General features: G+C 69.8%; 22 protein-coding genes. 12 read left to right on the top strand and 10 right to left on the bottom strand.

Going from position 1 to position 22486, the window contains the following annotated elements; translation table 11 throughout:
* Window position 1: 1 nt before the first annotated feature.
* Window positions 2-577 (top strand): TetR/AcrR family transcriptional regulator, encoded by a 576-nt coding sequence (locus VJT49_RS29920; protein ID WP_324168314.1) that lies wholly within the window; start codon window positions 2-4, stop codon window positions 575-577.
* Here VJT49_RS29920 and VJT49_RS29915 read toward each other — a convergent pair.
* On the bottom strand, window positions 567-1940 hold the full coding sequence (locus VJT49_RS29915; RefSeq protein ID WP_324168313.1) for a PLP-dependent aminotransferase family protein: 1374 nt from the start codon (window positions 1938-1940) through the stop codon (window positions 567-569). The genes VJT49_RS29920 and VJT49_RS29915 overlap by 11 nt on opposite strands.
* Before the next feature lie 46 nt (window positions 1941-1986).
* Here VJT49_RS29915 and VJT49_RS29910 point away from each other — a divergent pair, with 46 nt between their 5' ends.
* From VJT49_RS29910 to VJT49_RS29900, 3 genes are all read left to right on the top strand, one after another.
* Window positions 1987-2451, top strand: coding sequence for a carboxymuconolactone decarboxylase family protein (locus tag VJT49_RS29910; protein WP_324168312.1), 465 nt, complete (start codon window positions 1987-1989; stop codon window positions 2449-2451).
* A 211-nt stretch (window positions 2452-2662) separates the two neighbouring features.
* On the top strand, window positions 2663-3070 hold the full coding sequence (locus VJT49_RS29905; RefSeq protein ID WP_324168311.1) for an isocitrate lyase/phosphoenolpyruvate mutase family protein: 408 nt from the start codon (window positions 2663-2665) through the stop codon (window positions 3068-3070).
* Window positions 3067-3213 carry a hypothetical protein gene (locus VJT49_RS29900; protein WP_324168310.1) on the top strand — a complete coding sequence of 49 codons (147 nt, stop codon included), beginning with the start codon at window positions 3067-3069 and terminating at the stop codon, window positions 3211-3213. Before VJT49_RS29905 ends, VJT49_RS29900 begins: the two co-directional genes overlap by 4 nt.
* On the opposite strand, the gene VJT49_RS29895 is transcribed toward VJT49_RS29900, so the two are convergent.
* The 5 genes from VJT49_RS29895 to VJT49_RS29875 all read right to left on the bottom strand — a co-directional run bounded on the left by VJT49_RS29895 (window position 3195) and on the right by VJT49_RS29875 (window position 8261).
* Complete coding sequence (locus VJT49_RS29895; RefSeq protein ID WP_324168309.1) at window positions 3195-4175, bottom strand: ABC transporter substrate-binding protein; 981 nt, start codon at window positions 4173-4175, stop codon at window positions 3195-3197. The two genes, VJT49_RS29900 and VJT49_RS29895, sit on opposite strands and share 19 nt — an antisense overlap.
* Before the next feature lie 146 nt (window positions 4176-4321).
* Complete coding sequence (locus tag VJT49_RS29890) at window positions 4322-5359, bottom strand: ABC transporter permease (protein WP_414636116.1); 1038 nt, start codon at window positions 5357-5359, stop codon at window positions 4322-4324.
* 150 nt (window positions 5360-5509) lie between these two features.
* Window positions 5510-6274, bottom strand: coding sequence for an ATP-binding cassette domain-containing protein (locus VJT49_RS29885; protein WP_324168307.1), 765 nt, complete (start codon window positions 6272-6274; stop codon window positions 5510-5512).
* Window positions 6274-7281: a mannose-6-phosphate isomerase gene (locus VJT49_RS29880; protein ID WP_324168306.1), complete on the bottom strand. Its 1008-nt coding sequence runs from the start codon at window positions 7279-7281 to the stop codon at window positions 6274-6276. The genes VJT49_RS29885 and VJT49_RS29880 overlap by 1 nt, the downstream gene beginning before the upstream one ends.
* The gene (locus VJT49_RS29875) at window positions 7278-8261 is read right to left on the bottom strand and encodes a LacI family DNA-binding transcriptional regulator (protein WP_324168332.1); all 984 of its coding nucleotides are present in this window, start codon (window positions 8259-8261) and stop codon (window positions 7278-7280) included. Before VJT49_RS29875 ends, VJT49_RS29880 begins: the two co-directional genes overlap by 4 nt.
* 249 nt (window positions 8262-8510) lie before the next feature.
* On the opposite strand from VJT49_RS29875, the gene VJT49_RS29870 reads away from it, so the two are divergent.
* Together VJT49_RS29870 and VJT49_RS29865 are read left to right on the top strand one after the other, a co-directional pair.
* Complete coding sequence (locus VJT49_RS29870) at window positions 8511-11630, top strand: GH92 family glycosyl hydrolase (protein WP_324168305.1); 3120 nt, start codon at window positions 8511-8513, stop codon at window positions 11628-11630.
* Between the two features lie 433 nt (window positions 11631-12063).
* Complete coding sequence (locus tag VJT49_RS29865) at window positions 12064-12426, top strand: DUF3817 domain-containing protein (protein WP_324168304.1); 363 nt, start codon at window positions 12064-12066, stop codon at window positions 12424-12426.
* A 261-nt stretch (window positions 12427-12687) separates the two neighbouring features.
* Here the strand turns inward: VJT49_RS29865 and VJT49_RS29860 are convergent, their stop codons facing one another.
* A complete protein-coding gene (locus tag VJT49_RS29860; RefSeq protein ID WP_324168303.1) occupies window positions 12688-13188 on the bottom strand; it encodes a MarR family transcriptional regulator in 501 nt (166 codons plus the stop codon).
* A gap of 67 nt (window positions 13189-13255) precedes the next feature.
* Here VJT49_RS29860 and VJT49_RS29855 point away from each other — a divergent pair, with 67 nt between their 5' ends.
* Together VJT49_RS29855 and VJT49_RS29850 are read left to right on the top strand one after the other, a co-directional pair.
* Complete coding sequence (locus VJT49_RS29855; protein ID WP_324168302.1) at window positions 13256-13567, top strand: thiamine-binding protein; 312 nt, start codon at window positions 13256-13258, stop codon at window positions 13565-13567.
* Between the two features lie 88 nt (window positions 13568-13655).
* On the top strand, window positions 13656-14558 hold the full coding sequence (locus tag VJT49_RS29850) for a tetratricopeptide repeat protein (protein WP_324168301.1): 903 nt from the start codon (window positions 13656-13658) through the stop codon (window positions 14556-14558).
* 33 nt (window positions 14559-14591) lie between these two features.
* Here the strand turns inward: VJT49_RS29850 and VJT49_RS29845 are convergent, their stop codons facing one another.
* Window positions 14592-16031, bottom strand: a complete 1440-nt coding sequence (locus VJT49_RS29845; RefSeq protein WP_324168300.1) for a neutral zinc metallopeptidase — start codon at window positions 16029-16031, stop codon at window positions 14592-14594.
* A gap of 132 nt (window positions 16032-16163) precedes the next feature.
* On the opposite strand from VJT49_RS29845, the gene glgP reads away from it, so the two are divergent.
* On the top strand, window positions 16164-18722 hold the full coding sequence (gene glgP, locus VJT49_RS29840; RefSeq protein WP_324168299.1) for an alpha-glucan family phosphorylase: 2559 nt from the start codon (window positions 16164-16166) through the stop codon (window positions 18720-18722).
* Between the two features lie 322 nt (window positions 18723-19044).
* Here glgP and VJT49_RS29835 read toward each other — a convergent pair whose 3' ends face one another.
* Together VJT49_RS29835 and VJT49_RS29830 are read right to left on the bottom strand one after the other, a co-directional pair.
* The gene (locus VJT49_RS29835) at window positions 19045-19437 is read right to left on the bottom strand and encodes a rhodanese-like domain-containing protein (protein ID WP_324168298.1); all 393 of its coding nucleotides are present in this window, start codon (window positions 19435-19437) and stop codon (window positions 19045-19047) included.
* Entirely contained in the window at window positions 19434-19967 is a 534-nt protein-coding gene (locus VJT49_RS29830) for a cysteine dioxygenase family protein (RefSeq protein ID WP_324168297.1), read from the bottom strand. Before VJT49_RS29830 ends, VJT49_RS29835 begins: the two co-directional genes overlap by 4 nt.
* 285 nt (window positions 19968-20252) lie before the next feature.
* On the opposite strand from VJT49_RS29830, the gene VJT49_RS29825 reads away from it, so the two are divergent.
* The 3 genes from VJT49_RS29825 to VJT49_RS29815 all read left to right on the top strand — a co-directional run.
* Window positions 20253-21056: an ABC transporter ATP-binding protein gene (locus VJT49_RS29825; protein WP_324168296.1), complete on the top strand. Its 804-nt coding sequence runs from the start codon at window positions 20253-20255 to the stop codon at window positions 21054-21056.
* 42 nt (window positions 21057-21098) lie between these two features.
* On the top strand, window positions 21099-21878 hold the full coding sequence (locus VJT49_RS29820; protein ID WP_324168295.1) for an enoyl-CoA hydratase/isomerase family protein: 780 nt from the start codon (window positions 21099-21101) through the stop codon (window positions 21876-21878).
* A 3-nt stretch (window positions 21879-21881) separates the two neighbouring features.
* A partial coding sequence (locus VJT49_RS29815) for a class I SAM-dependent methyltransferase (RefSeq protein ID WP_324168294.1) occupies window positions 21882-22486 on the top strand: 605 nt, incomplete at its 3' end.

The raw sequence follows: 22486 nt of genomic DNA, 5'->3' as shown, positions 1-22486 counted from the left end.
CATGGTCCGACCTGTTGACGTCGCCCGGCGAGCCGAGTTGCTCGAGGGGACGATGAGGTATGCCGCGGAACATGGGATCGCGGGGCTGTCCCTGCGACCGCTGGCGGCCGCGCTGGGCACGAGTTCCCGGATGCTCGTGCACTACTTCGGTACCAAGGAGGAACTTGTCGCGCGGGCCCTGACCGCGGCGCGGCCCGACATCCCCGAGCTGCTCGATGCGCGGAGGGAAGCCGGTGAGACACCCGCCGGGATCGCCGCGAGCCTCTGGCGCGATCTCACCACCGGTGGGGAGCGGAAGCCACGCACGCGCCTGCTGCTCGAAGCGATGGCGCTGGCCCTGACCCAGCCGGACGTCTACGGCAAGTTCGCCGCGGAGGCGATCGAGGCCTGGGTGACGCCGCTGGCGCGGGTCCTTCGTGAGGCCGGCCACCGGCGGCGGGACGCGGTGGCGAGGGCGACCGTGCTGGTCAGCGGGTTGCGCGGGCTGGCGCTCGACCGGTACCTCACCGGTGACCGCCAGCGCACCGACGACGCGGCGCGGCACGTCATCCGCGCCGCGACAGGTCTTACGCCGTGATCTCTCGCAGCGCGGTCACCAACGCCTCCAGGGCGGGGCCGAAGGCGTGCTCGGCGGGTGTCGCGTAGCCGACGACGATGCCCGGTTCCCGTTGCTCCGCCATGCGGTGGCGAGCGAGGCCGTCCACGGCGACGGAGTGCCGCGAGATCGTGGCCAGGGCTTCCTCTTCGCTGGTGCCCGGAATTCCCAGCATCAGGTGAAGCCCCGCCGAAATCCCGGTCGGCGTGAATCCGGGCGGCAGCGCGCCGAGCAGGCGGTCACGGCGACGGCGGTAGGCGGCGCGGCGCTGGCGTACGTGCCGGTCGTACGCGCCGGAGTTCAGCAGCTCGGCGAGGATCAGGTGGTCCAACGCCGGCGGGCGCCAGCCGGTGCCGGCCAGCGCGTCCCGCACCGGCTCGGCGAGTGCTCGCGGCACGACGAGCCAGCCGATGTGCAGAGCCGGGACGAGCGTCTTGCTGACCGTCCCGGCGTAGACGATGCGTTCCGGGGCGAGCGCCTGGACCGCACCGACCGGCTGACGGTCGAACCGGAATTCGCCGTCGTAGTCGTCCTCGATCACCAGCCCACCGGTATCGGTGGCCCAGCGCGCGAGCGCGGTACGCCGTTCCGGCGCGAGCGTGACGCCCAGTGGGTACTGGTGCGCCGGCGTCACGACCACAACGGGACTGTCCAGTTCGGATACTTGAAGCCCGTGCTCGTCCACCCGAACCCCGGTGACGCGGGCGCCGCCGAGCGTGGCCATCGTGCGGAACTCGGGCAGTGACGGGTCCTCGAAGGCGAGTTCACCGAACACGTGCCCCAGCGCGGTGATCGCGTGTTTGAAGCCGCCGCACAGCACGATCCGGCCCGGGTCGGCGAGCACGCCGCGGGTGCGCGCGAGGTAGCGGGCCAGTGCCTCGCGCAGCGCGGCCGGCCCGCGGGTGTCACCGTAGTCGAGCGCGGCGGCGGGGGCATCCTGCAGAACCCGTCGTGCGGCGGAAAGCCAGGCGGCGCGCGGGAATGCCGACAGGTCGGGACGTCCGGGATAGAGGTCCCAGCGAGCGTCCGGCACCCACGGGGCGGCGCGCGGACGGATCTTCTCCTCGGGCGGCGCGATCGGCGGGGCGCCCGTTGCCGCGACCCTCGTCGGCGCGCCCTGGCTGGTGTAGAGGTAACCCTCCACGGTCAGGTCCGCGTAGACGCGAGTGATCGTTCCCCTGGCCACGCCGAGGTCCCTGGCGAGGGTGCGGGTGGACGGCACGACGGCGCCGGGCGAAAGCCGGCCGTCCCGGATCGCGCGGCGCAATGCCTCGGCGAGACCGCGCCGCCCCCCGTCCGGTTGCCAGTCAAGGTGGAGATCGGAACTGGACCACGGAACTGCCATGAGACTGGACCATACATGTGGGCCAGTCGTCATTAACATCGTTTTCATGAGCAAGCGAATCCAGCTGTCACCGGCCTTGCCCGAGGCCCACAAGTACCTCATCGCCCTGCACACCACCGTCGAGAAAGCGGCTGCCGACGCCGGGCTCGACCAGCGGCTGATCGAACTCGTGAAGATCCGCGCCTCGCAGCTCAACGGCTGTGCGTTCTGCCTGGACATGCACGCACGGGACGCGCGGAAACTGGGGGAGAGCGAACGCCGGATCGTCATGCTCGGGGCATGGTGGGAGACGGACCTCTACACCGAACAGGAACGGGCCGCGCTGGCACTGACCGACGCGATGACCCGCCTTTCGCAGTACCAGGATGTGCCCGACGACGTCTACGAACAGGCGACCGCGGCCTTCACCGAGGAGCAGTACGCGGCCGTGGCCTGGGCGGCGACCGTGATCAATGCGTTCAACCGGCTGAGTGTGACCAGCCACAAGCCGCTCCCGCCGGATCCGCGGTGACCGCGGTGCCATCGGGGGGGTGCAAGCCCCCAGACCCCCTCGGCGCTGCGCGCACTACACGTCCCCGGTGAGCTTTTGGTTCTTCCGAACGCGTGGGACGCGGACGCCGCGTGAGCGGTCGAAGCGGCCGGATTCCCTGCCGTAGCAACGAGTTTGATGGCGGTCGCGGCGGCACTCGGCTACGCCGACGGGGAGCGCCCCGGCCGCGCAGATGTTCACCGCCGCCGCCCGGATCGCCCGCGCGGTCTCGGTGCCGGTGACGGTGGACGCCGAGTCCGGCTACCGGCTGCCCGCCGCGGAACTGGTGAGCCGGCTGCTGGAAACCGGTGCGGTGGGCTGCGACCTGGAGGACACCGCTCACCTCAGGGGCGCGCCGCGGCCGGTCGCCGAGCAGGCGGACCGGCTCGCGGCGGTGGGCGAGGCCGCCGGGCAGGATCACGTCGTCAACGCGCGGATCGACCTGTGCGAGGACGCCGAGGACGAGCGCGGTGCTGCCGGAGGCGATCGAGCGGGCGAAGGCGTACCTGGCGGCGGGCGCGGACTGTGTCCGTCCGATCCTGGCCGTGCTCGCCGGTCGTGCTCGCCGGATTCGTCCAGGCGGTCAACCCGGCCGCGGTGAACGCCAAACCGTGGCCGGGCGGACCATCCATTCCGGACTTGGCCGCGCTGGGGGTGGCCGGGCTCGCTCGGTGCGTGTCCCTGGCGGGCGACCCTGCCTTCTTCGAGCGATACCTGGCCGACACTCAGCAGGACTGCTTGTAGAAGTACTGCGAGTTGGCGTCCATGTTCGCCTTGGTGATGGAGTTCAGGCCGGCCGTGATCTTCGCGGTGACCGGCTTGCCCTCCAGCGCGTTGACGGCCTGATCGACCCCCTGCTGCCCGATCGCGCCCGGGTCCTGCGCGATCAGCGCCTGGTACTCGCCGTTACGCAGGCCCTCCACTTCGGACGGGCTGGCGTCGAAGCCGGCCAGGTTCACCTGGCCGGTCCTGCCCGCGTTACGGAGCCCGGTCGCCGCGCCCTCGCCGGTGTTGAGGTTGGTCGCGAAGATTCCCACCAGGTCGGGATTGGCCGCCAGTGCCGCGGTCACCTTCGCGGCCGCCTGTTCCGGCTCGTTGTTGGTGAACTGGACGTCCAGCGCCTTGAGGTTGGGGTACTTCTTCAACTGGCCGGTGAAACCGGCCGCGCGGGCGGCGGTGGTCGAGGTCCCGGCCTTGGTGTCCAGTACCAGCACCGAACCCGACCGGCCGCCGGCGAGTCGCGCGAGCGTGTCGGCCGCCAACTGGCCGCCCTGCGTGTTGTCCGACGAGATCGACGACACGGCCACGCTCGAGTCCTTGAGCGAGGTGTCCACCTGGACGATCTTCGTGCCCCGGTTCGCGACCTGCTGGATCGGCGCGAGCATCGCGGTGTCGTCGGTCGGCGCGATGAGCAGCCCGGCGGGCGGATTCGAGCCGAGCGCGTTGACCTTCTCGGTCTGCAACGCGGCGTCGAACTGCTGCGGCGCCTGCGTGGTCAGCGTGTACCCCAGTTTCCGCGCCTCGGCCTGCGCGCCACACTGCATCGAGATGTAGAACGGCTCGGCCTGCACCCCCGGAATCAGCACGAGATTCTTGTTGCCCGGCGCGCTGTCGCCACTTCCGGACTGACCGACCTGCCCGGAGCCGCAGGCGGCCAGCAACAGGGCTGCCGCGGCCGACACACCAGCCGCGAGGTACTTCTTCATCAACACTCCTCTACTTCGTCGTAGGGCTTAGGGCCTGTATCAAAGTTCGTGTGGCGGTGCGGGTAGCGGAACTGGTGCCTTCCAAGGATGCAAACCCCCAGATTGTGCGCCTCGCCGCGAGCGGCTCCGCCGCTTCGGAAGAAAACCTAGCGCGAATTCCGCGATCGGCGGCGCCGCTGGTCGAACCAGACGGCCGCGACGAGCACCGCGCCGACCGCGATCATCTGCCAGAAGTCCTGGACCTGCGTGATGTTGAACCCCTTCTTCAGTACGGCCGGGATGAACACCCCGATCACCGTGCCGAGCACCGAACCGACGCCGCCGAACAGGCTCGTGCCGCCCATCACGGTCGCCGCGATCGCGTTCAAATTGTCCGTGGTGTGCGCGGTGATCGTGGTGGACGCGTAGTAAGCCAGCGACATGAAACCGGCGATCCCGGCGAGGAAACCGGTCAGCAGGTACACCTTGAGCAGGTGCGCCGTGACGCCGATGCCGGCCCGCCGCGCCGCCTCCGCATTGGACCCGACCGCGTAGGTGTAGCGGCCGAACCGGGTGGTGTGCAACAGCCAGCCGCCGATCAGGGTGATCACGGCGGCCACCAGCACCAGGTTCGGTATCCCACCGAACGACGTGCCGTAGCCGAGCGTGCGGTTCAGCGCCGTCGGTACGCTGCGCACGTCGGAGCCGTTGTTGAGCAGGTAGGCCGCCCCGAGCGCGGCACCCATCGTGCCCAGCGTGACGATCAGCGGCGGGATCTTCGCCACCGCGATCAGGAAACCGTTGAGCAGACCCCAGAGCGTGCCCGAGACGACCGCCGCGGCCAGGCCGATCCCGATCACGCCCCAGCCCGCCGAACCGGCGTTGCCGCCGGTGAGCCACTCCATGGTCCTGCCGCACATCATGCCGGAGAAGATCAGCACCGAGCCGACGGACAGGTCGATGCCGGAAGTGATGATCACGAAGGTCATCCCGACCGAGAGCACCAGCAGCACCGATGTCTCGATGAGCAAGGTCTGGAAGGTGAACAGGGTGGCGAACTGGCCCGGCGCGAGCACGGTGAACACCACGATCAACGCGAGCAGCACCAGCCCGATCCAGAACGTGTTGGCCGCGACCAGCCGCCTGCCCGGCGTCCGCTTCCCGAACCCACCCTCCACAGAGGACTGGACCTCGGTTTTCGTCACACTCACGCGACTACTCCTTGCTTCGCGATTTTGCGCGCGACCGTGTCGACAGGACGCTCCTCGCGAGGAGCGGGCACGTCGTGCCGGAGGCTGCCCTGCCGCCTCGACAGCGGCTTCGCCCTGGCCGGTTCGACAGCAGTGGCTTCATGATCATGGAACTTCCTCCTGGGTGAGGGCGCCCGTCATCGCCGCGACGAGGTTTTCCAGCGTGGCGTCGGCGGCGGTGAACCGGGCGACCCGGGTGCCCAGCCGGAGCACTTCGATCCGGTCCGCGACCGAAATCACCTCGGGCATGTTGTGGCTGATCAGCACCACCGCGATGCCCTCGTCGCGCACCCGCCGGATCACCTCGAGCACCCGTTCGCGCTGCACCACGCCGAGTGCGGCGGTGGGCTCGTCCATGAACACCACCTTGCTCGCCCACACCACCGACCGCGCGACCGCGACGCTCTGCCGCTGCCCGCCGGACAGCGATCCGATCGGCACGTCCGCGCTCTGCAAGGTGACACCGAGCCGTTTGAACTCCTCGACCGAGCGCCTGCGCATCTCGGCCTTGTCCAGCATGCCGAGCTTGCCGAGGATCCCGCGGCGCGGGATCTCCCGGCCCAGGAACAGGTTCGCGGCCGGGTCGAGGTCGGGCGCCACCGCGAGATCCTGGTACACGGTTTCGATTCCGAGCCGTCGCGCGGTCGTCGGCGAGTCGAGGTGGATTTCCTTGCCGTCCAGGAGGATCCGGCCGGAGGTCGGCTGCTCGGCGCCGGACAGGCACTTGATCAGCGTCGACTTCCCGGCACCGTTGTCGCCGATGAGCGCGGTGACCTCGCCCGCCCTGGCCTGGAACGAGGCACCACGAAGTGCCTCGACGGATCCGTAGTGCTTGACGATCTGCCGCGCGTCCAACAGTGCGTCACCCATCAGCGCACCTCGGGAGGCCGGCAGCGGATGATCGTGAGCTCGCCCGACACCTCGATCTGGCCCGCGGCGTACGGGACGACGAGAGTATCTCCTTTGGACAGTTCACACGCGACACCGTCCTCGGAGTCGAGCCGGCCCTGGCCGTCGAGCACGACCAGTACCGCGAACGACGGGTCCAGCGCCAGCGTGGGGGCGGGATGCAGCCGGTCGGCACGGAAGAACGCCGACGACCCCGCCGCCAGCAGGTCCACCGTGGGTCCGGCCAGTTCGGCGGTGTGCTTGATGATCGTTTCCGGATCCCGCGCGGTAATGTCCAGCGCCTCGATCGCCGTCTCGAAGCCGATGCCCAGATGACCACGTTCGGGGCTGGGCAGGAAGTCCCGCCACTCGATGGTGAGCGAAAAGTCGGTCGGCTGCTGCAACTCGACCACGAACACGCCCTGACCGATCGCGTGCGGCAGCCCCGCGGGGATGTACACCGTGTCGCCCGGACGGACGGGCACGCTGTTCAGCGCGCCGAGCATGGCGTCGCTGTCCTGCTCGCGCACCCATTCGTCGACCGTCGCCGCGCTGACCGTCTCGCGGAAACCCGGGTAGACCCGCGGGTCCTCGCCCGAGGTGCCGACCACGATCCAGGCTTCGGTCTTGCCGAAATGCGAGTCGAAATGCTTCCGGGCGAAGGTGTCCGACGGGTGGAAGTGCACCGGTAGCCGCTGCCCGGCGTCGAGCAGCTTGACCAGCAGGGCGGTCGAATCCGCGAACGCGGCCACGTGCTTGGCGCCCAGCCAGCGCTCGGGGTCGGCAATGACCGCGTCGCGCAGCCATCGGCCGTCGGGCAGCTTGGTCAGGCCGTTCCCGGGCCGGCCGTGGAGCGTGGTGGTGGAGGCGACCCAGTCCTCCGGTCCGAACGTGCTGTCCGAAGTGGAGCCACGGAGCGCCGCGATGGCCGCGCCGCCACGGTAGAATTGTGGCGGCTGGTTGGCGGAAAGCTTGATCGGAGCACTCACGGGGTCACCTCACCGGAGCCGCGGGGTACCAGGTGCACGGGCAGAACTACCTTTCTCGGCGCGGAATCCTCGCCGTGGATCCGGGCGAACAGCAGCTCGGCCGCGGCTTCGCCGAGCCGGCTGACATCATGCGCGATCACCGTGACCGGCGGGTCCAGCAGATCGGCGAGTTCGAAGTCGTCGAAGCCGACGACGGCGGGCCGGGGCGTGACGTGCGCCAGCTCGCGCAGTAGCTGCACGGTGATGCGGTTGTTCCCGGCGATCACCGCGGTAGCGTGGTCGGGGCCGGTGAGCAGCCTCCGGACGGCGTCCGCGACGCTCTTGCGAGTCGGGGTGCGCAGCAGGGCCAGCCGGTCGTCGTAGCGCAGGCCCGCCCGCACACAGCCTTCCCGGAAACCTTGCAGCCGCTCGTGCGCGGTGAAGATGTCCGGGCGGTCGCCCAGGAACGCGATCCGGCGGTGCCCGTGCCGGGCCAGGTGGGCGACCGCCTCGATGGTGCCGCCGAGGTTGTCGACCAGGACGGTGTCCGCCACGATGTCGCCGGGCGGGCGGTCGAGGAACACCACCGGGGTGCCCGCGCGCATCTCCGGGACGAGGTAACCGTGCCGTGCGCCGGCCGGCACCACGAGCATCCCGTCCACTCGCCGGGCGCAGAACTCCAGGGCGAGCTCGCGTTCGCGATCGGAGTTCTCGCCGGATGAACCGGTGAGAACGTGCCTGCCGAAGGAAGCGGCGATCCGCTCCACCGCCCGGTTCAGCTCGGAGTAGAACGGGTTGCCGACATCCTCCACGACCAGGCCGATGGTGCCCGTGGTGGAGCCGCGGCGAAGGTTGCGGGCGTCGAGGTTGCGCCGGAAGTCGAGCTGCTCGATGGCCGCCAGCACCCGTTCGGCGGTTTCCGGATGGACGGCGGGCTCGTCGTTGACCACCCGCGAGACGGTCTTGATGCTCACCCCCGCCAGCCGGGCCACGTCGCTCATCGTCGCGCGGCGGCCAGCCGGTCTTCGCGCCCCTTCCGACAACGTTGTCATAGTGCCGCGGATTCCACACCACTTGTGAGGAATTGTCAACGGCCCGAACGAATCGGGGGACGGATCCCTTCATGCGTAAGGAGTATTCGCATGTCCTGAATGAGACAGGTTCCGCCGCGTTGCTTGACTCGCTCGTCAACCATTCACGAGAGTGGCGAACGCTCGACAAGGTTGTCACGGGTGGGGCGGGAGAGGCTTATGCGATTGTCGCGCGTGCTGGCGCTCGCGATGGGGTTCGTGGTTACCTCGGTGATGATGCCGAGTGTGGACGCGACCGCGGCGCCGGAGCAGGACTGGGCGAAATGGGTCAACCCGTTCGTGGGGACCCGTCCGGGCGGTGCGGACCACGGCACCGGCGGCGGCGCCGGCAACACCTTCCCGGGCGCCGTCGTGCCGTTCGGCATGGTGCAGTGGAGCCCGGACACGGTGAAGCAGCAGCACGGCGGGTACTTCTACGACGACAACCAGCTCCGCGGGTTCAGCCTGACGCACCTGTCCGGCGCGGGCTGCTCCACCTACGAGGATGTTCCGTTCATTCCCTTCGCGGGCGAGGTCACCACGTCCCCGGCGACCGACCCGGGCCGCTATTACCTCGGCTTCTCCCACGCGAACGAGCAGGCCGCCCCCGGCCGCTACCAGGTCACGCTGGACAGCGGGGTCAAGGTCGAGCTCAGCGCGACGCAGCGGACCGGGTCCGGCCGGTTCACCTACCCGGCGGGCGCCACGTCGACTCTGCTGATCAACGCCGCCGGGTCGGTGATGGGCACTGACGACGCGCAGCTCGACGTCGGCAAGGACAGCATCAGCGGCTGGGCGTCCAGCGGCCGGTTCTGCGGCACCAACTCCCACTACCGGGTCTACTTCTACGCCAAGTTCGACACGCCGTTCGCCTCGACCGGAACCTGGCGCTACGGCGCGGTCACCCCGAACACGGTGAGCGGGCCGGGCGGCGGCTGGGTGACCTTCCCCAACCTGACCGGGACCACCGTCAACGTCCAGGTAGGACTGTCCTTTGTGTCGGTCGATGGGGCGAAGGCCAACCTGCGGGCGGAGAACACGCGCTCGTTCGACGACATCGCCGCCGCCGCTCGCAAGTCGTGGAACGACCGGCTCGGCCAGATCGTCGTCGAAGGTGGCACCGACGCCCAGCGCACCACCTTCTACACCTCGCTCTACCACAGCCTGATCCAGCCGAACGTGTTCTCCGACATCGACGGGAATTACCCGGGATTCGACGGTCGCGTGCATACCGCGGACAACGGCCACGCCATGTACACGAACTTCTCCGGCTGGGACATCTACCGGTCGGAGGTGCAACTGCTGGCGTTGCTCGCGCCGAAGGAGACCTCGGACATCGCCCGGTCGATGATCGCCTTCGCCGAGCAGGGCGGGTCCTGGGACCGCTGGACCGTGGCCAACGACTACACCGGCGTGATGAACGGCGATCCGTACCACATCATCGTGTCCACGGCCTACGCCTTCGGCGCCACGGATTTCGACGCGAACAAGGCGCTGCTGCTGATGCTCAAGGGCGCCACCCAGACCAGCAGCCAGGGTTATGTGGAACGGCCTGGACTCGAGGACTACCTGCGGCTCGGGTACGTGCCGGGGGCGGGTGCGGACACGCTGGAGTACACCAGCGCGGACTTCTCGATCGCGCAACTGGCGCGTCGGCTCGACGACGGCGCGACCTTCCAGGACTTCATGAAACGGGCCCAGAACTGGCGGAACCTGTTCAACCCGGCCACCGGCTACCTGCAGCCGCGCCGCGCCGACGGGTCGTTCGGCACCCCGTACGACCCGGCCAGCAGCTCGGGCTGGGTCGAGGGCAACGGCGCCCAGTACAGCTGGATGGTGCCCTACAACGTGGCCGGACTGTTCACCGCGTTCGGCGGAAACCAGGCCGTCGTGTCCCGATTGGACACTTTCTTCTCCCAGCTCAACGCGGGAACCAGGCTGCCGTATGCCTTCCTGGGCAACGAGCCGACGCTTCAGACGCCCTGGTTCTACGACTTCGCCGGGGCGCCGTACAAGACGCAGGCGCTCGTCCGGCGGGTGATGGACGAGCTGTACAACCCGAACCCGGAGGGGCTGGTCGGGAACGACGACCTCGGCGAGATGTCGTCGTGGTATGTGTGGGCCGCAGTGGGCATGTACCCGGAGATTCCGGGACGCGCGGAGATGGTGCTCGGCTCGCCACTGTTCTCCAAGGCCGTGGTGAAGACCGGTGCGGGGAAGACGATCACGATCAACGGTACCGGCGACGGACCCTACGTCACCGGCTTGAAGGTCAACGGCGTCGCGACGACCAGGACCTGGCTGCCGGAGGGCCTGGTCAGCAGCGGCGGCACGCTCGATTTCACGCGGTCCGGTACGCCGGACACCACGTGGGGAACGGCCCCGGCCGACGCGCCACCGTCCTTCCGGGACGGTGAGGCGCCCAGTCTGTCCTTTGTGGATCCCGCGCGGGTCATGGCGCCCGCCGGTTCTTCCGCTCGGACCGCCGTCGGGGTGCAGGATTTGTCCGGCGTGGCCCGGACGTGGCACTGGAGTGCTTCGCCTCCCGCCGGGATCACGGTGACGCCGTCCTCGGGTGACCTGGTGGTCCCCGCCGGGACGATCGCGCGGGCGAGCGTGACCGTGAACGTCGCGGCCGGGACGGCGAACGGCTCCTACCAGGTGCCGGTGACCTTCACCTCGCCCGGGCAGCCGGGCATGCACGCCACCATCGGCGTGCTCGTCGCCGAGCCGGGCAGCTGGCTCGCGGCGCTCAACAACACCGGGATCTCGCCCGATTCGAAGCCCTCGTCGGCCAACTTCGACGGCGTCGGGTACAGCTACTCGTCGGACGCGGTGGCCGCGGCCGGTGTGCGGCCCGGCGGCACGGTGACGGTGGACGGCTTGTCCTACACCTGGCCGTCCGCGCCGGCCGGGGAGTCCGACAACGCGCAGGCGCAAGGACAGACCGTGAACGTCCAGGGGGCGGGACGGCTCGCCTTCCTCGGCGCGGCCAGCAACGGCAACGCCTCGGGCACGGTGACCGTCACCTACACCGACGGCACCACCGGCACCGCGGAGATCGGCTTTTCCGACTGGACGCTCGGCGGCGGCACCGCGCAGCCCGCGTACGGCAACCGCACCGCGATCACCACGTCCTATCGCAACAGTATGGGCGGCGACCCGCAGCAGGTGAGGACCTACGTCTTCGCCACTGCCCCGATCACGCTGACCGCGGGCAAGCAGGTCGCGAAGGTCACCTTGCCCGCCACGGTGACCGGCGGCAGCCTGCACGTGTTCGGCATCGCGGTGGGTGCGTGACCAATGCGGAAACTCCTGGCTTTCGCGGCAGCCGGCATCGGGCAGTTCCCGCTCACCGCGCCGAGCTTCCCCCCGCGCGGTGGTGCGTCTGGACGGTGGCCGCGACGTGGTCATCACGGCGGAGCCCAGGCGCCACGGATGCGGTACGTGGCGGGGTTGCGGGCAGACGGGATACCCAGCGACCGCGAGTGGGTCTCCCTGGACCGCTGACCGGGGGCCCACAGTGGACTTCCGGCCCACCGGGAACGCGTCCGCCGCGACCTGGGCGAGCGGACCGGGCGGCGAACGAGCGGTCCGGGGTGCCTGAGAGAATGATCACGCACCCCGGTTTCCTGGTGATGCGGCTCACGGCGCACACTTGTGGTGCAACGTCCGACGGCGAGGTCGATACGCTGTCGGACTTTTTCACGTGCAGCTCCCAGGGAGGAAATTCGTGTCCAGCAAGGCCGCTCAAGTCTTCCGCGTGGCCGCGATCGCCGAGGCGTTCTCCTGGGCGGGTTTGCTGATCGGCATGTTCTTCAAGCACGTCGTGCACTCCGCGCACGAGGGCGGCGTCCCGGTGCTCGGCATGGTGCACGGGATCGTGTTCGTCACCTACGTCGTGACCAGCCTCGCCGTGTTCAAGCCACTGGGCTGGAAGCCGAAGACCCTGGTGTTCGCCCTGCTGTCGAGCGTTCCGCCGCTGTTCACCTGGTGGTTCGAGACCTGGGCGCTGCGCACCGGCAAGCTCGACGGCCCGGAGCGCCTGACCCACGGCGGCACCGGCCTCTTCGCCCGCGAACCCCTCTCCGCCTGACCCCCCCGCGCGAGTCGGCCTTTCGCGACGCGCGAGTCGGGCTTTCGCGACACGCGAGTCGGCCTTTCGCGACACGCGAGTCGGGCTTTCGCGACACGCGAGTCGGGCTTTCTGGACAGGCGAGTTCGGTTTTTGGGACGCGCGAGTCCGATGCATCTTTGCGGAACTCGCGGTGCGCGAAGGTGGAACTCGCGGTGCGGGAGCGCGGGACTCGCGCGCAGCGAAGGAGGGACTCGCGCGACGGGAGTGGGGGACTCGCGGTCAGTCGACGAAGTCGCCGGTGGCCTTGCGGACCTTGGTGAGCAGTTCGGTGAGCTGCTCGGTCTGTTTGTCGGTGAGGCCGACGAGGCCGAAGTCGATCGCCGTGACCGCTTCCGTGGCCACCGCGCGCCGAACCCGGCCCTCCTCGGTGATCTCCACCAGAGTCGTCCGCCGGTCGGTCGGGTGCGGGACCCGTTTGACCAGCCCGTCCTTCTCCAAGCGGTCGACGATGTTGGTGACGCTGGTGGGATGTAGTTGGAGCCGCTCGCCCATCACCCGCATCGGCAGGGCCGACCGCCGCGCGAACGTCAGCAGCACGAGCGCCTCGTACCGCGCGAAGGTCAGCCTGTGCGGTTTCAGCGCACCGTCCACGGCGGACTGGATGATCTGCTGGACACGCATGATGCCCGTCACGGCGGCCATGGTGCCGGAGGGGCCGATCCGGTCCTCCCACAGTTCGGCCGCGCGCGCGATCGGGTCGAACGGCAACGGGCGGTTCATAATCCTGGAAGCTACCAGCGGGTACCGGCGAGACCGCAGGGTGTGCCCTACAGCCAGGAGGTTCGACATGATCGTGGCATTCAGCGTCAGCCCCGCGGGCGGTGATCCCGACGGCGGCGTGAGCGAGGCGGTGGCGCGCGCGGTGAGGGTGGTCCGGGAGTCCGGGCTGCCGAATTCGACCAACGCGATGTTCACCAACATCGAAGGCTCCTGGGACGAGGTGATGGACGTCATCAAGCGCGCGGTCGAGGCCGCGGGCGAGGGGGCGCCCCGGGTCAGCCTCGTGCTGAAGGCGGACATCCGGCCCGGCTACGACTCCGGCCAGATCGAGGCCAAGGTGGCACGCGTGGAACAGAAGCTGGCGGACCGCGAAGACTAAGGGTGCGGGCACCCGGTTGGTCGCGCGCCGGTCGTGCCAGGATGGAACCGTGACACAACCACGCGGATCAGCAGCGAAGTCAGCAGCAATGTCCGCCGCGCTGTCCGGCGCGGTCGACCTGTCCGCGCTGAAGGCACGCGCGGACGCGGCGCGCAAGCAATCGGCCCAGCCCGCCCCGGCGCCCACCGAGGGCGGCCAGACGTCGGTGATCGACGTCACCGAGGCCACCTTCCAGTCCGAGGTCGTCGAGCGGTCCCTGCGTCAGCTCGTCGTGGTCGACCTGTGGGCCGACTGGTGCGGGCCGTGCAAGCAGCTCAGCCCGGTATTGGAACGGCTGGCCGGGCAGGCGGGCGGTGCCTGGGTGCTGGCCAAGATCGACGTCGACGCCAACCCGCGGGTCGCGCAGCTGTTCGGTGTGCAGTCGATTCCGACGGTGGTCGCGATCGCGGGCGGCCAGCCGGTCGACGCGTTCTCCGGGGCGCTGCCCGAGCCGGAGATCAGGAAGTGGCTCAACGCGCTGCTCGACGCGCTGAAGGACAAGCTGCCCGAGGCCGGGGTGGCCGCACCGGCCGACGCGCCGGAGGATCCGCGGTTCACCGAGGCCGAAGCCGCGTTCGAACGTGGTGACTTCGCCGAGGCGGAGACAGCCTACCAGCGCATCCTCGACGCCGAACCGGCCAACGAGCACGCGAAGGCGGCGCTCGCGCAGGTGCGGTTCGCGGCCAGGGCCAGCGTGGTCGACCCGACCGCCGTCGCGCGGGCCGACGCCGAGCCCGGCAACCTGGACGCGCAGCTCGCGGCCGCGGACTTCGAGGTCGCGGAGAACAAGATCGAGGACGGCTTCGCCCGGCTGCTCAACGTGGTCCGGCGCACCTCGGGCGAGGACCGCAACCGCGTGCGCCAGCACCTGGTCGGCCTGTTCGAGCTCTTCGACCCGGCCGACCCGCGGGTGGCCAAGGCGCGTCGCGACCTGGCGAGCGCGCTGTTCTGACCGAGGTGCCGCGACGGGCCGGTCGCGCCACCCCTACGGGTACTGGCTGCTGCAGGGCGAGGAGCCTTGCAGGTAACCGATGCGCATGGCCTCGACGCGGGTGAATCCGGCGTCCGCGCGCTTGCCGTTGACGTCGGCGGCGACCAGCCCGTCCGGCCGGAGCAGGTCGGAGATCGCCTCGTCGAGGTCACCCGCCGACAGCCGCAGGTCGTTGCCCTGCGTTTTGTTGATCGCCGCCGCCCAGGCCCCGACCAGGCACGCCGTCCGCAGTCCGGCATTGGCGTTGTCCACCTTCGCGCCGACGCCCTTCTGGATCCCCAGGGCGTAGCGGGAGGCGACCTCGGACAGTGCCGCGAAGTCACCGTGCCCGCCGGTCTCCTCGCCGCTGAACTCGGCTTCCTGGTCCACCGGCTTGCCGAGTTTGGCGAGCGCGGCGAGGTCGATGCTGACCCTGTTCGTGTCGGGACAGTACGACGCCGGGGGCGTGTCGGGGCCGCCCTGGCAGGTGCCGCCCTGATCGACGATCTGGGGCGCCTGGACGCCCGCTTTGGAGAACGCCTCGTCGAGGCTCTTCTGGAGGTAGCTGATCGCCTGCTCGTTGATGGGGAGGTCGCCCTTGTTGCGGTCTTTGCGGTCGAGGGGCCGCTCGGTCAGGCGCGGCTGGATATTGTTCAGGTCGAGCGCCGCGCAGTCCTTGGGGCTCTTTTCGAAACCGAGCTGGAAGGCGAAGATCCGGTCGAAGGCGGTGCCGTGGGCCTGGTTGTCGGTGGCGGAGGTGCCGGCGCTGTCCCGCACCAGGAACAGCGAGGACAGGGCCGCGTTCAGCCCGTCCGAGGTGGAGACGTTGAAATAGGTGCTCTTGCCTTCGACCACCCACCGGAAGTACGCGCCGGCGAAGCAGTCCGCCTGCTGCTCCTTGACGATCGTCGGCGTGTTGTTGGCGATGCCGGCCTTGTCCTTGAGCCGGTACTGCACGGCGTGGCCGAATTCGTGCGCCAGCACGGTGACCACGGACAGCTGCCCGAACTGCTGGAGCATCTGCGGCAGCAGCACGCCACGGTCCCAGCTCACCGAGTCGTCACGGCTGCAGTAGAAGGCGTTGACGTTGCGTTTCGTGTCTCCGCAGCCGTTCTGCTGGTTCGCACCGCTGGACTCGTACGACAGCAGCTTCGTCACCGGCTCGAACTTGATGCCGAAGTCGACGGGCAGCCGTTCGTTCCAGTAGTCCTGGACGTCGGCGATGGCGGCGGTGGCGACCCTGTCCGACTCGTCGTCGCTGACGTTGTGCACGACCAGGTCCGGCGTCGGCGCGTTCGGCTTGAGCCCGCTGGAGAAGTGGGTGATCGGCAGTCCGGCCACGTTGTCGGCCGCGCTGGTGCTGCCCGCGCCGCTGCCCCCACAGGCGACCAGGCCGATGGCCAGCGCACTCGCGATCGCCGTGGCGAACGGGCGCCGATGTCCCCCATGTTGCATGTCTGACCCCAACCACGATCGCGTCCGGACACGCAGACCTTACCGGCCCGTTTGGCAAGGCCCGTGTGTGTTCTGTGGTCCCCTCCACGAAGGCGAGAGCCGGCCTGCAGGGTAACGCTATGGTCGATCGTTATGAGAGCAATCCGCCGGTTCACCGTGCGCGCGAGCCTTCCGGAACAGCTCACCGGGCTCCGGGCGCTGGCGACCAACCTGCGCTGGACCTGGCATCCGCCGACGCGGGACCTGTTCGCGTCGATGGACGACGAGCTGTTCCGGCGCGTGCGTGATCCGCTGCGGATGCTGCTCGCGGTGCCGCCGACCCGGCTCGAGGAACTGGCGGCCGACGAGGAGTTCCTGGCCAGGGCCCGCGCGGTCACCGAGGACCTCGACCGGTACCTGACCGAGGAACGCTGGTACCAGCAACGGTTCTCCGGTGCCGAAGCCCCGGCCGCGATCGGCTACTTCTGCATGGAGTTCGGCGTGCACGAGGCGCTGCCGAACTATTCCGGCGGGCTCGGGGTGCTCGCCGGTGACCACCTCAAGGCCGCCTCGGACCTGGGCGTGCCGCTGATCGGCGTGGGGCCGCTGTACCGGTCGGGTTACTTCCGGCAGGGCCTGTCGCTGGACGGCTGGCAGGTCGAGAAGTACCCGGTGATCGACCCGAGCGCGCTCCCGCTGGAACTGCTCACCGACGCGGCCGGGCGGCAGGTGCTGGTCAGCGTCGCCATGTCCGGTGGCCGCGAACTGCACGCGCAGGTGTGGAAGGCCCAGGTCGGCCGGATCCCGTTGCTCCTGCTGGACACCGACATCGACGCCAACGACGACGACCTTCGCCGCGTCAGCGACCGGCTCTACGGCGGCGACGCCAACCACCGCATCCGCCAGGAGATCCTGGCGGGCATCGGCGGTATGCGGGCGGTGCGGCGCTACTGCGAGCTGAACGGGCATCCGCAGCCCGAGGTCTTTCACACCAACGAGGGGCACGCGGGCTTCCTCGGCCTGGAGCGCGCACGAGAGATCATCGACGAGCACGGGCTCGCTTTCGACGAGGTGCTGTCGGCGGTGCGCGCGGGCACGGTGTTCACCACGCACACCCCGGTCTCCGCCGGGATCGACCGGTTTCCGGTCGATCTCGTGCAACACTACTTCGGAGACGGCAGGCTGCTGCCCGGCCTCGACCTCCGCCGGATTCTCGCGCTGGGCGCCGAAGACAACCCGGGCATGTTCAACATGGCGCACATGGGGCTGCGGCTCGCGCAACGCGCGAACGGTGTGTCCGCTTTGCACGGTCGCGTCTCGCGCCGGATGTTCGCCCGGCTGTGGCCCGGTTTCGACGATGACGAGGTGCCGATCACGTCGGTGACGAACGGCGTGCACGGGCCGACGTGGGTCGCTCGTGAGCTGACGGCGTTGCTCGGTGGGAAGCACATGAAGGGCACGGCGTGGGGTTCCCTGGATGAGTCGGGCTTGGTGCCGAGCCGGCAGGGCGTCAGCGACGAGCAGTTGTGGGCGGTCCGGCGTGACCTCCGCCAGAAGCTGGTCGCCGAGGTGCGCCGGCGCGTGCGGGACGCGTGGTTGCAGCGGGGCGCGTCGGCGCTGGAACTGGGCTGGGTGGAGCGGGTCTTCGACCCGAACGTGCTCACCGTCGGATTCGCCCGCCGGGTGCCCACCTACAAACGGCTGACCCTGATGCTCCGCGACCCCGAGCGGCTGCGCGCGCTACTGCTTGACGATAAGCGGCCGATCCAGATCGTGGTGGCGGGCAAGTCCCATCCCGCCGACGAGGGCGGCAAGGCGCTGATCCAGCAGATCGTCCGGTTCGTCGACGATCCGGCCGTGCGGCAGCGGATGGTCTTCCTGCCCGACTACGACATGTCCATGGCCCGCTATCTGTACCGCGGCTGCGACCTCTGGCTCAACAACCCGACCAGGCCGCTGGAGGCGTGCGGCACCTCGGGCATGAAGTCGGCGCTCAACGGCGGGCTCAATCTGTCCATTCGGGACGGTTGGTGGGACGAGTGCTACGACGGCAGCAACGGATGGGCGATCCCGACCGCGGACGGCATCACCGATCCGCTGCGGCGTGACGAACTCGAGGCGGCCGCGCTGTACGACCTGCTCGGGCAGCAGATCGCCCCGCTGTTCTACGAGCGCGACGACCGCGGTGTGTCGAAGGGCTGGATGTCACGGGTGTGGCACACGCTCGACACCCTCGGACCGCGCGTGCAGGCCTCGCGGATGGTGCGTGAGTACGTCGAGACCTGCTACCAGCCCGCGGCGCGGACGGTGGCCGCGGCTTCCCGGGACTCCTACGCCGGGGCGAAGTCGCTGGCCGAGTACCGGAAGAGGATCGACTCGACGTGGAGCAAGGTGCGGATCTTCGACACCGAGTTGACCGTCGAGCCGCCGGAAGCGCTGGTGGTCGGCAATGAGGTGCGGGTGCGGGCGCACCTCGACCTCGCCGGGCTGGAACCCTCCGACGTCGAGGTGCAGGCGGTGGTCGGCAGTGTCGCCGACACCGACGACCTGCACGAGCCGATCACCGTGCCGATGGACAGCACCGGGATCGGCGAGTTCACCGCGGTCCTGCGGCTTCCGCACGCGGGCTCACTCGGCTACACGGTCCGCATCCTGCCGCGCCACCCCCTGCTCGCCACCCCGGCCGAACTGGGCCGCGTCATCCACGCCTGACCCCCGCGAGTCCGGCTTCCGCGACCCCCGAGTCGGGCTTCCGCGACCCGCGAGTCGGGCTTCCGCGACCCGCGAGTCGGGGTTTGGTGACGTGCGAGTCCGGGTTTGGTGACGTGCGAGTTCGGCTTTCGTGGCGGTCGAGTTCCGTCTTCGCGCCGCGCTCGTTCCCGTTGGGCAACTCGCCTGTCCCGAAGGCCGGACTCGCGTGTCGCGGAAGCCGGACTCGGGGGTCGCGGGAGCCCGACTCGCCCAGCGCGAGAGCCCGACTCGCGGGTCGCGGGAGCCCGACTCGCGCAGGGTGGGAGCTGGACTCGCGTGGGGGTCAGGGGACGGCGGGGGTGGGGCCGGGGCGGGTGGGGAGGCCGGCCGCGAGCCAGGCGCGGTAGCCGCCGTCGAGGTCGGTGGCGCGGCGCAGGCCGAGGCGTCGCAGGTCGGCGGCGGCGAGGCTGGAGGCGTAGCCCTCGTTGCACACGATCACCACCGGTAGTTCGGCGTGGACTTCGGGCAGCCGGTGGTCGCCGGCCGGGTCGAGGCGCCATTCCAGGTGGATTCGCTCGATCGGCACCGAGCCCGGGATTTCGCCCTCGGCGGCCCGGTTGGCGACCGGCCGGATGTCCACGATCAGCGCGCCCTCGGCCTGCAGCTCACGCGCGCCGGCCGGGCCGACCCGGTCCAGGGTCGACCGGGCGGCGGCCAGCATCTCGTCGACGGTCATCCGGTCACTATGCCGGGGATCTCCGTGGGCACGTCGTCGAGCGAGGCGTACTCGCGGGTCGGTACCAGCGGCGGGGAGTAGGCGTGCACGCTGGCCGACGGCTCCGAGCCCGCGCCGAACACCTGGTGCGCGCGGCCGGCGCCGAAGCCGATGCCTTCACCGGCGACGTGCGTGCGCTTGCGGATCGGGCAACCGGGGTAGCGGTACTCCTCGGCCAGCTCGCCCTGCAGCACGGTGAACGATCCGGCCGCGCCGCCGTGGTCGTGCGGCTTGGTGTGCTGGCCCGGCAGCCACGCCAGCAGCCACAGTTCCACGCCGTCGGTCAGGGCGAGCCGCGCCCACCAGCGCTGGTCGGCGTCGAACCGGAGCAGTTCGCGCAGCGGGCCGGCCAGGTCGCCGGCGACCGCGCGGGTCAGCATGGCCAGCTCGCGGGGAGTCCACAGTAGACGATCGGGGTGCAGCAGTTCGGGCAGCCGTGGATCGGACAGTTGCGGGTGAAGCTCGAAGTCGGGCAGGACAGCGTGAGACAACGGGACTCCCGGAAGATCGCGAAGAACCAGGGCAGAACGCACAGACGCGACACGACGTGGGCAGTCGCCGGAGAGGTCAGTAGCCGTGCCGCGTCCCGATACACCCGCAGGACGCGACCAGAAGCAGATCCACGGTGCGGTTGCGCCAGAAGGCGTGCCTGCGGTACCGGGACGTGGTCACGGCGTGAATACTGCCACAGCGCAGGGTTACCGGCAGATGGGTCTCACCTTCTGGTACGGGTCGGTACGGGGGTGGCGCGACGAGCACGGGGGTCGCTCGCCACAATGGGCACCGTGATTGAGCTTGACGATCTCGTGGTGCGGATGTCGGGTGTGGCGGTGCGGCGCGGGCGCAGCGAGCTGCTCGCCGACCTCGACTGGAACGTCGAGCTGGACGAGCGCTGGGTGGTGCTGGGCGCCAACGGGGCCGGCAAGACCACCCTGCTCCGGCTGGCCGCCGCCGAGCTGCACCCGACCACCGGGACCGTGGACCTGCTGGGCGAGCGGATGGGCAAGGTCAGCGTCTTCGAGCTCCGGCCGCGGATCGGGTTCACCAGCGGCGCGTTCGGCAGCCGGGTCCCGGGCGACGAGCTGGTGCGCGACGTCGTGGTGAGCGCCGGGTACGCCGTGGTCGGCCGCTGGCGCGAGGAATATGACAAGCTGGACGTCGATCGCGCGATGGAACTGCTCGGCGCGATGGGTATCGCGCACTTGGCCGAGCGCACGTTCGGCACCCTCTCCGAGGGGGAGCGCAAGCGCACGCTGATCGCCCGCTCGCTGATGACCGACCCGGAACTGCTGCTGCTCGACGAGCCGGCCGCCGGACTGGACCTCGGTGGCCGTGAAGATCTCGTCACGCGGCTGTCCGCGCTGGCACTGGATCCCGACGCGCCCGCGATGGTGCTGGTCACCCACCACGTCGAGGAGATCCCGCCCGGGTTCACCCACGTGCTGCTGCTCCGCGACGGCCAAGCCGTGGTGTCCGGGCTGATCGACGACGTGCTCACCGCCGAGAACCTGTCGAAGACCTTCGACCAGGACCTGCTGCTCGAGCGCTCGGGCGAGCGGTTCTTCGCGCGGCGCAGGTAATAGGGTGAGAACCTGGCTACCGGTCGGTTAAGGAGGACGAGCGTGGGTGAGTTCGTACGGCTCGAAGTGGACTCGGGCGTGGGCACGATCCGGTTGGACCGCCCACCGGTCAACGCGATCAACGGCCAGGTGACGGACGAGCTGGCCGAGGCCGCGAAGGAGGCGAGGGAACGAGCCGACGTCCGGGCGGTGATCCTCTACGGCGGCGAGAAGACGTTCTGCGGCGGCGCGGATGTCAAGGAAATGGCCGCCCGTTCCTACGTCGACATGCGCACCTTCGCCACCGCGTTGCAGACCACCATGGCGGCGGTGGCCGCGATTCCGAAGCCGACCGTTGCCGCGATCACCGGATACGCCCTGGGCGGTGGGCTCGAACTGGCGCTCGCGGCCGACCGGCGGGTGGCGGGCGACAACGTCAAGGTCGGCCAGCCGGAAATCCTGCTCGGAATCATCCCCGGGGCGGGCGGCACGCAGCGGCTCGCCCGGCTGGCCGGGCCGAGCAAGGCCAAGGACCTCGTCTACACGGGACGGTTCGCCAAGGCGGAGGAAGCGCTTTCACTCGGCATCCTGGACCAGGTCGTGGCTCCCGACGACGTCTACCAGACCGCGCTCGCCTGGGCCTCGCAGTTCACGAACGGCCCGGCGGTCGCGCTGGCCAACGCCAAGGCGGCGATCGACGGCGGCCTGGACGGCGACCTGGCCAGCGGCCTCAAACTGGAGACCCACCTGTTCACCTCGCTGTGGGCGACCGAGGACCAGAAGAACGGGATGCGGTCCTTCGTCGAAAACGGGCCGGGCAAGGCCACGTTCGAAGGGAAGTGACCGGTGAGCAGCGACCCCGCCCCGAACCCGCATGCCACGGCAGAGCAGGTCAAGGCGGCCTACGACGACCCCAAGCTGGCCAACGTCCTCTACCACGACTGGGAGGCCGGCACCTACGACGAGAAGTGGTCGATCTCGTTCGACCAGCGCTGCATCGACTACGCCCGCGACCGCTTCGTGCACGTCGCCGGCTCGGCCGGGTGGCCGTACGGCCGCTCGCTCGAACTCGGCTGCGGCACCGGGTTCTTCACGCTCAACCTCAAGCTCGCCGGCGTCCTGGACGAGTGCCACGCCACCGACCTGAGCCCCGGCATGGTCGAGGTCGCGCAGCGCAACGCCCGCAATCTCGGCTTCGACATCGAGGGACGGGTCGCCGACGCCGAGCGGCTTCCTTACGAGGACGAGTCGTTCGACATCGTCGTCGGGCATGCCGTGCTGCACCACATCCCGGACCTCGACCTCGCGTTCGGCGAGATCCTGCGCGTGCTCAAGCCCGGGGGCCGGTTCGTGTTCGCCGGCGAGCCGACCCGGCACGGCGACTACGTGGCGCGCCGGCTGTCCCGGCTCACTTGGTGGGCGGCGACCCGCGTCACCCGGCTGCCCGCGCT

It is taken from the genome of Amycolatopsis sp., from assembly GCF_035276945.1.
GTDB lineage: Bacteria > Actinomycetota > Actinomycetes > Mycobacteriales > Pseudonocardiaceae > Amycolatopsis_E.
Note: the sequence above shows the minus strand (reverse complement) of the source record. Positions and strands in the feature narration are given on the sequence as shown.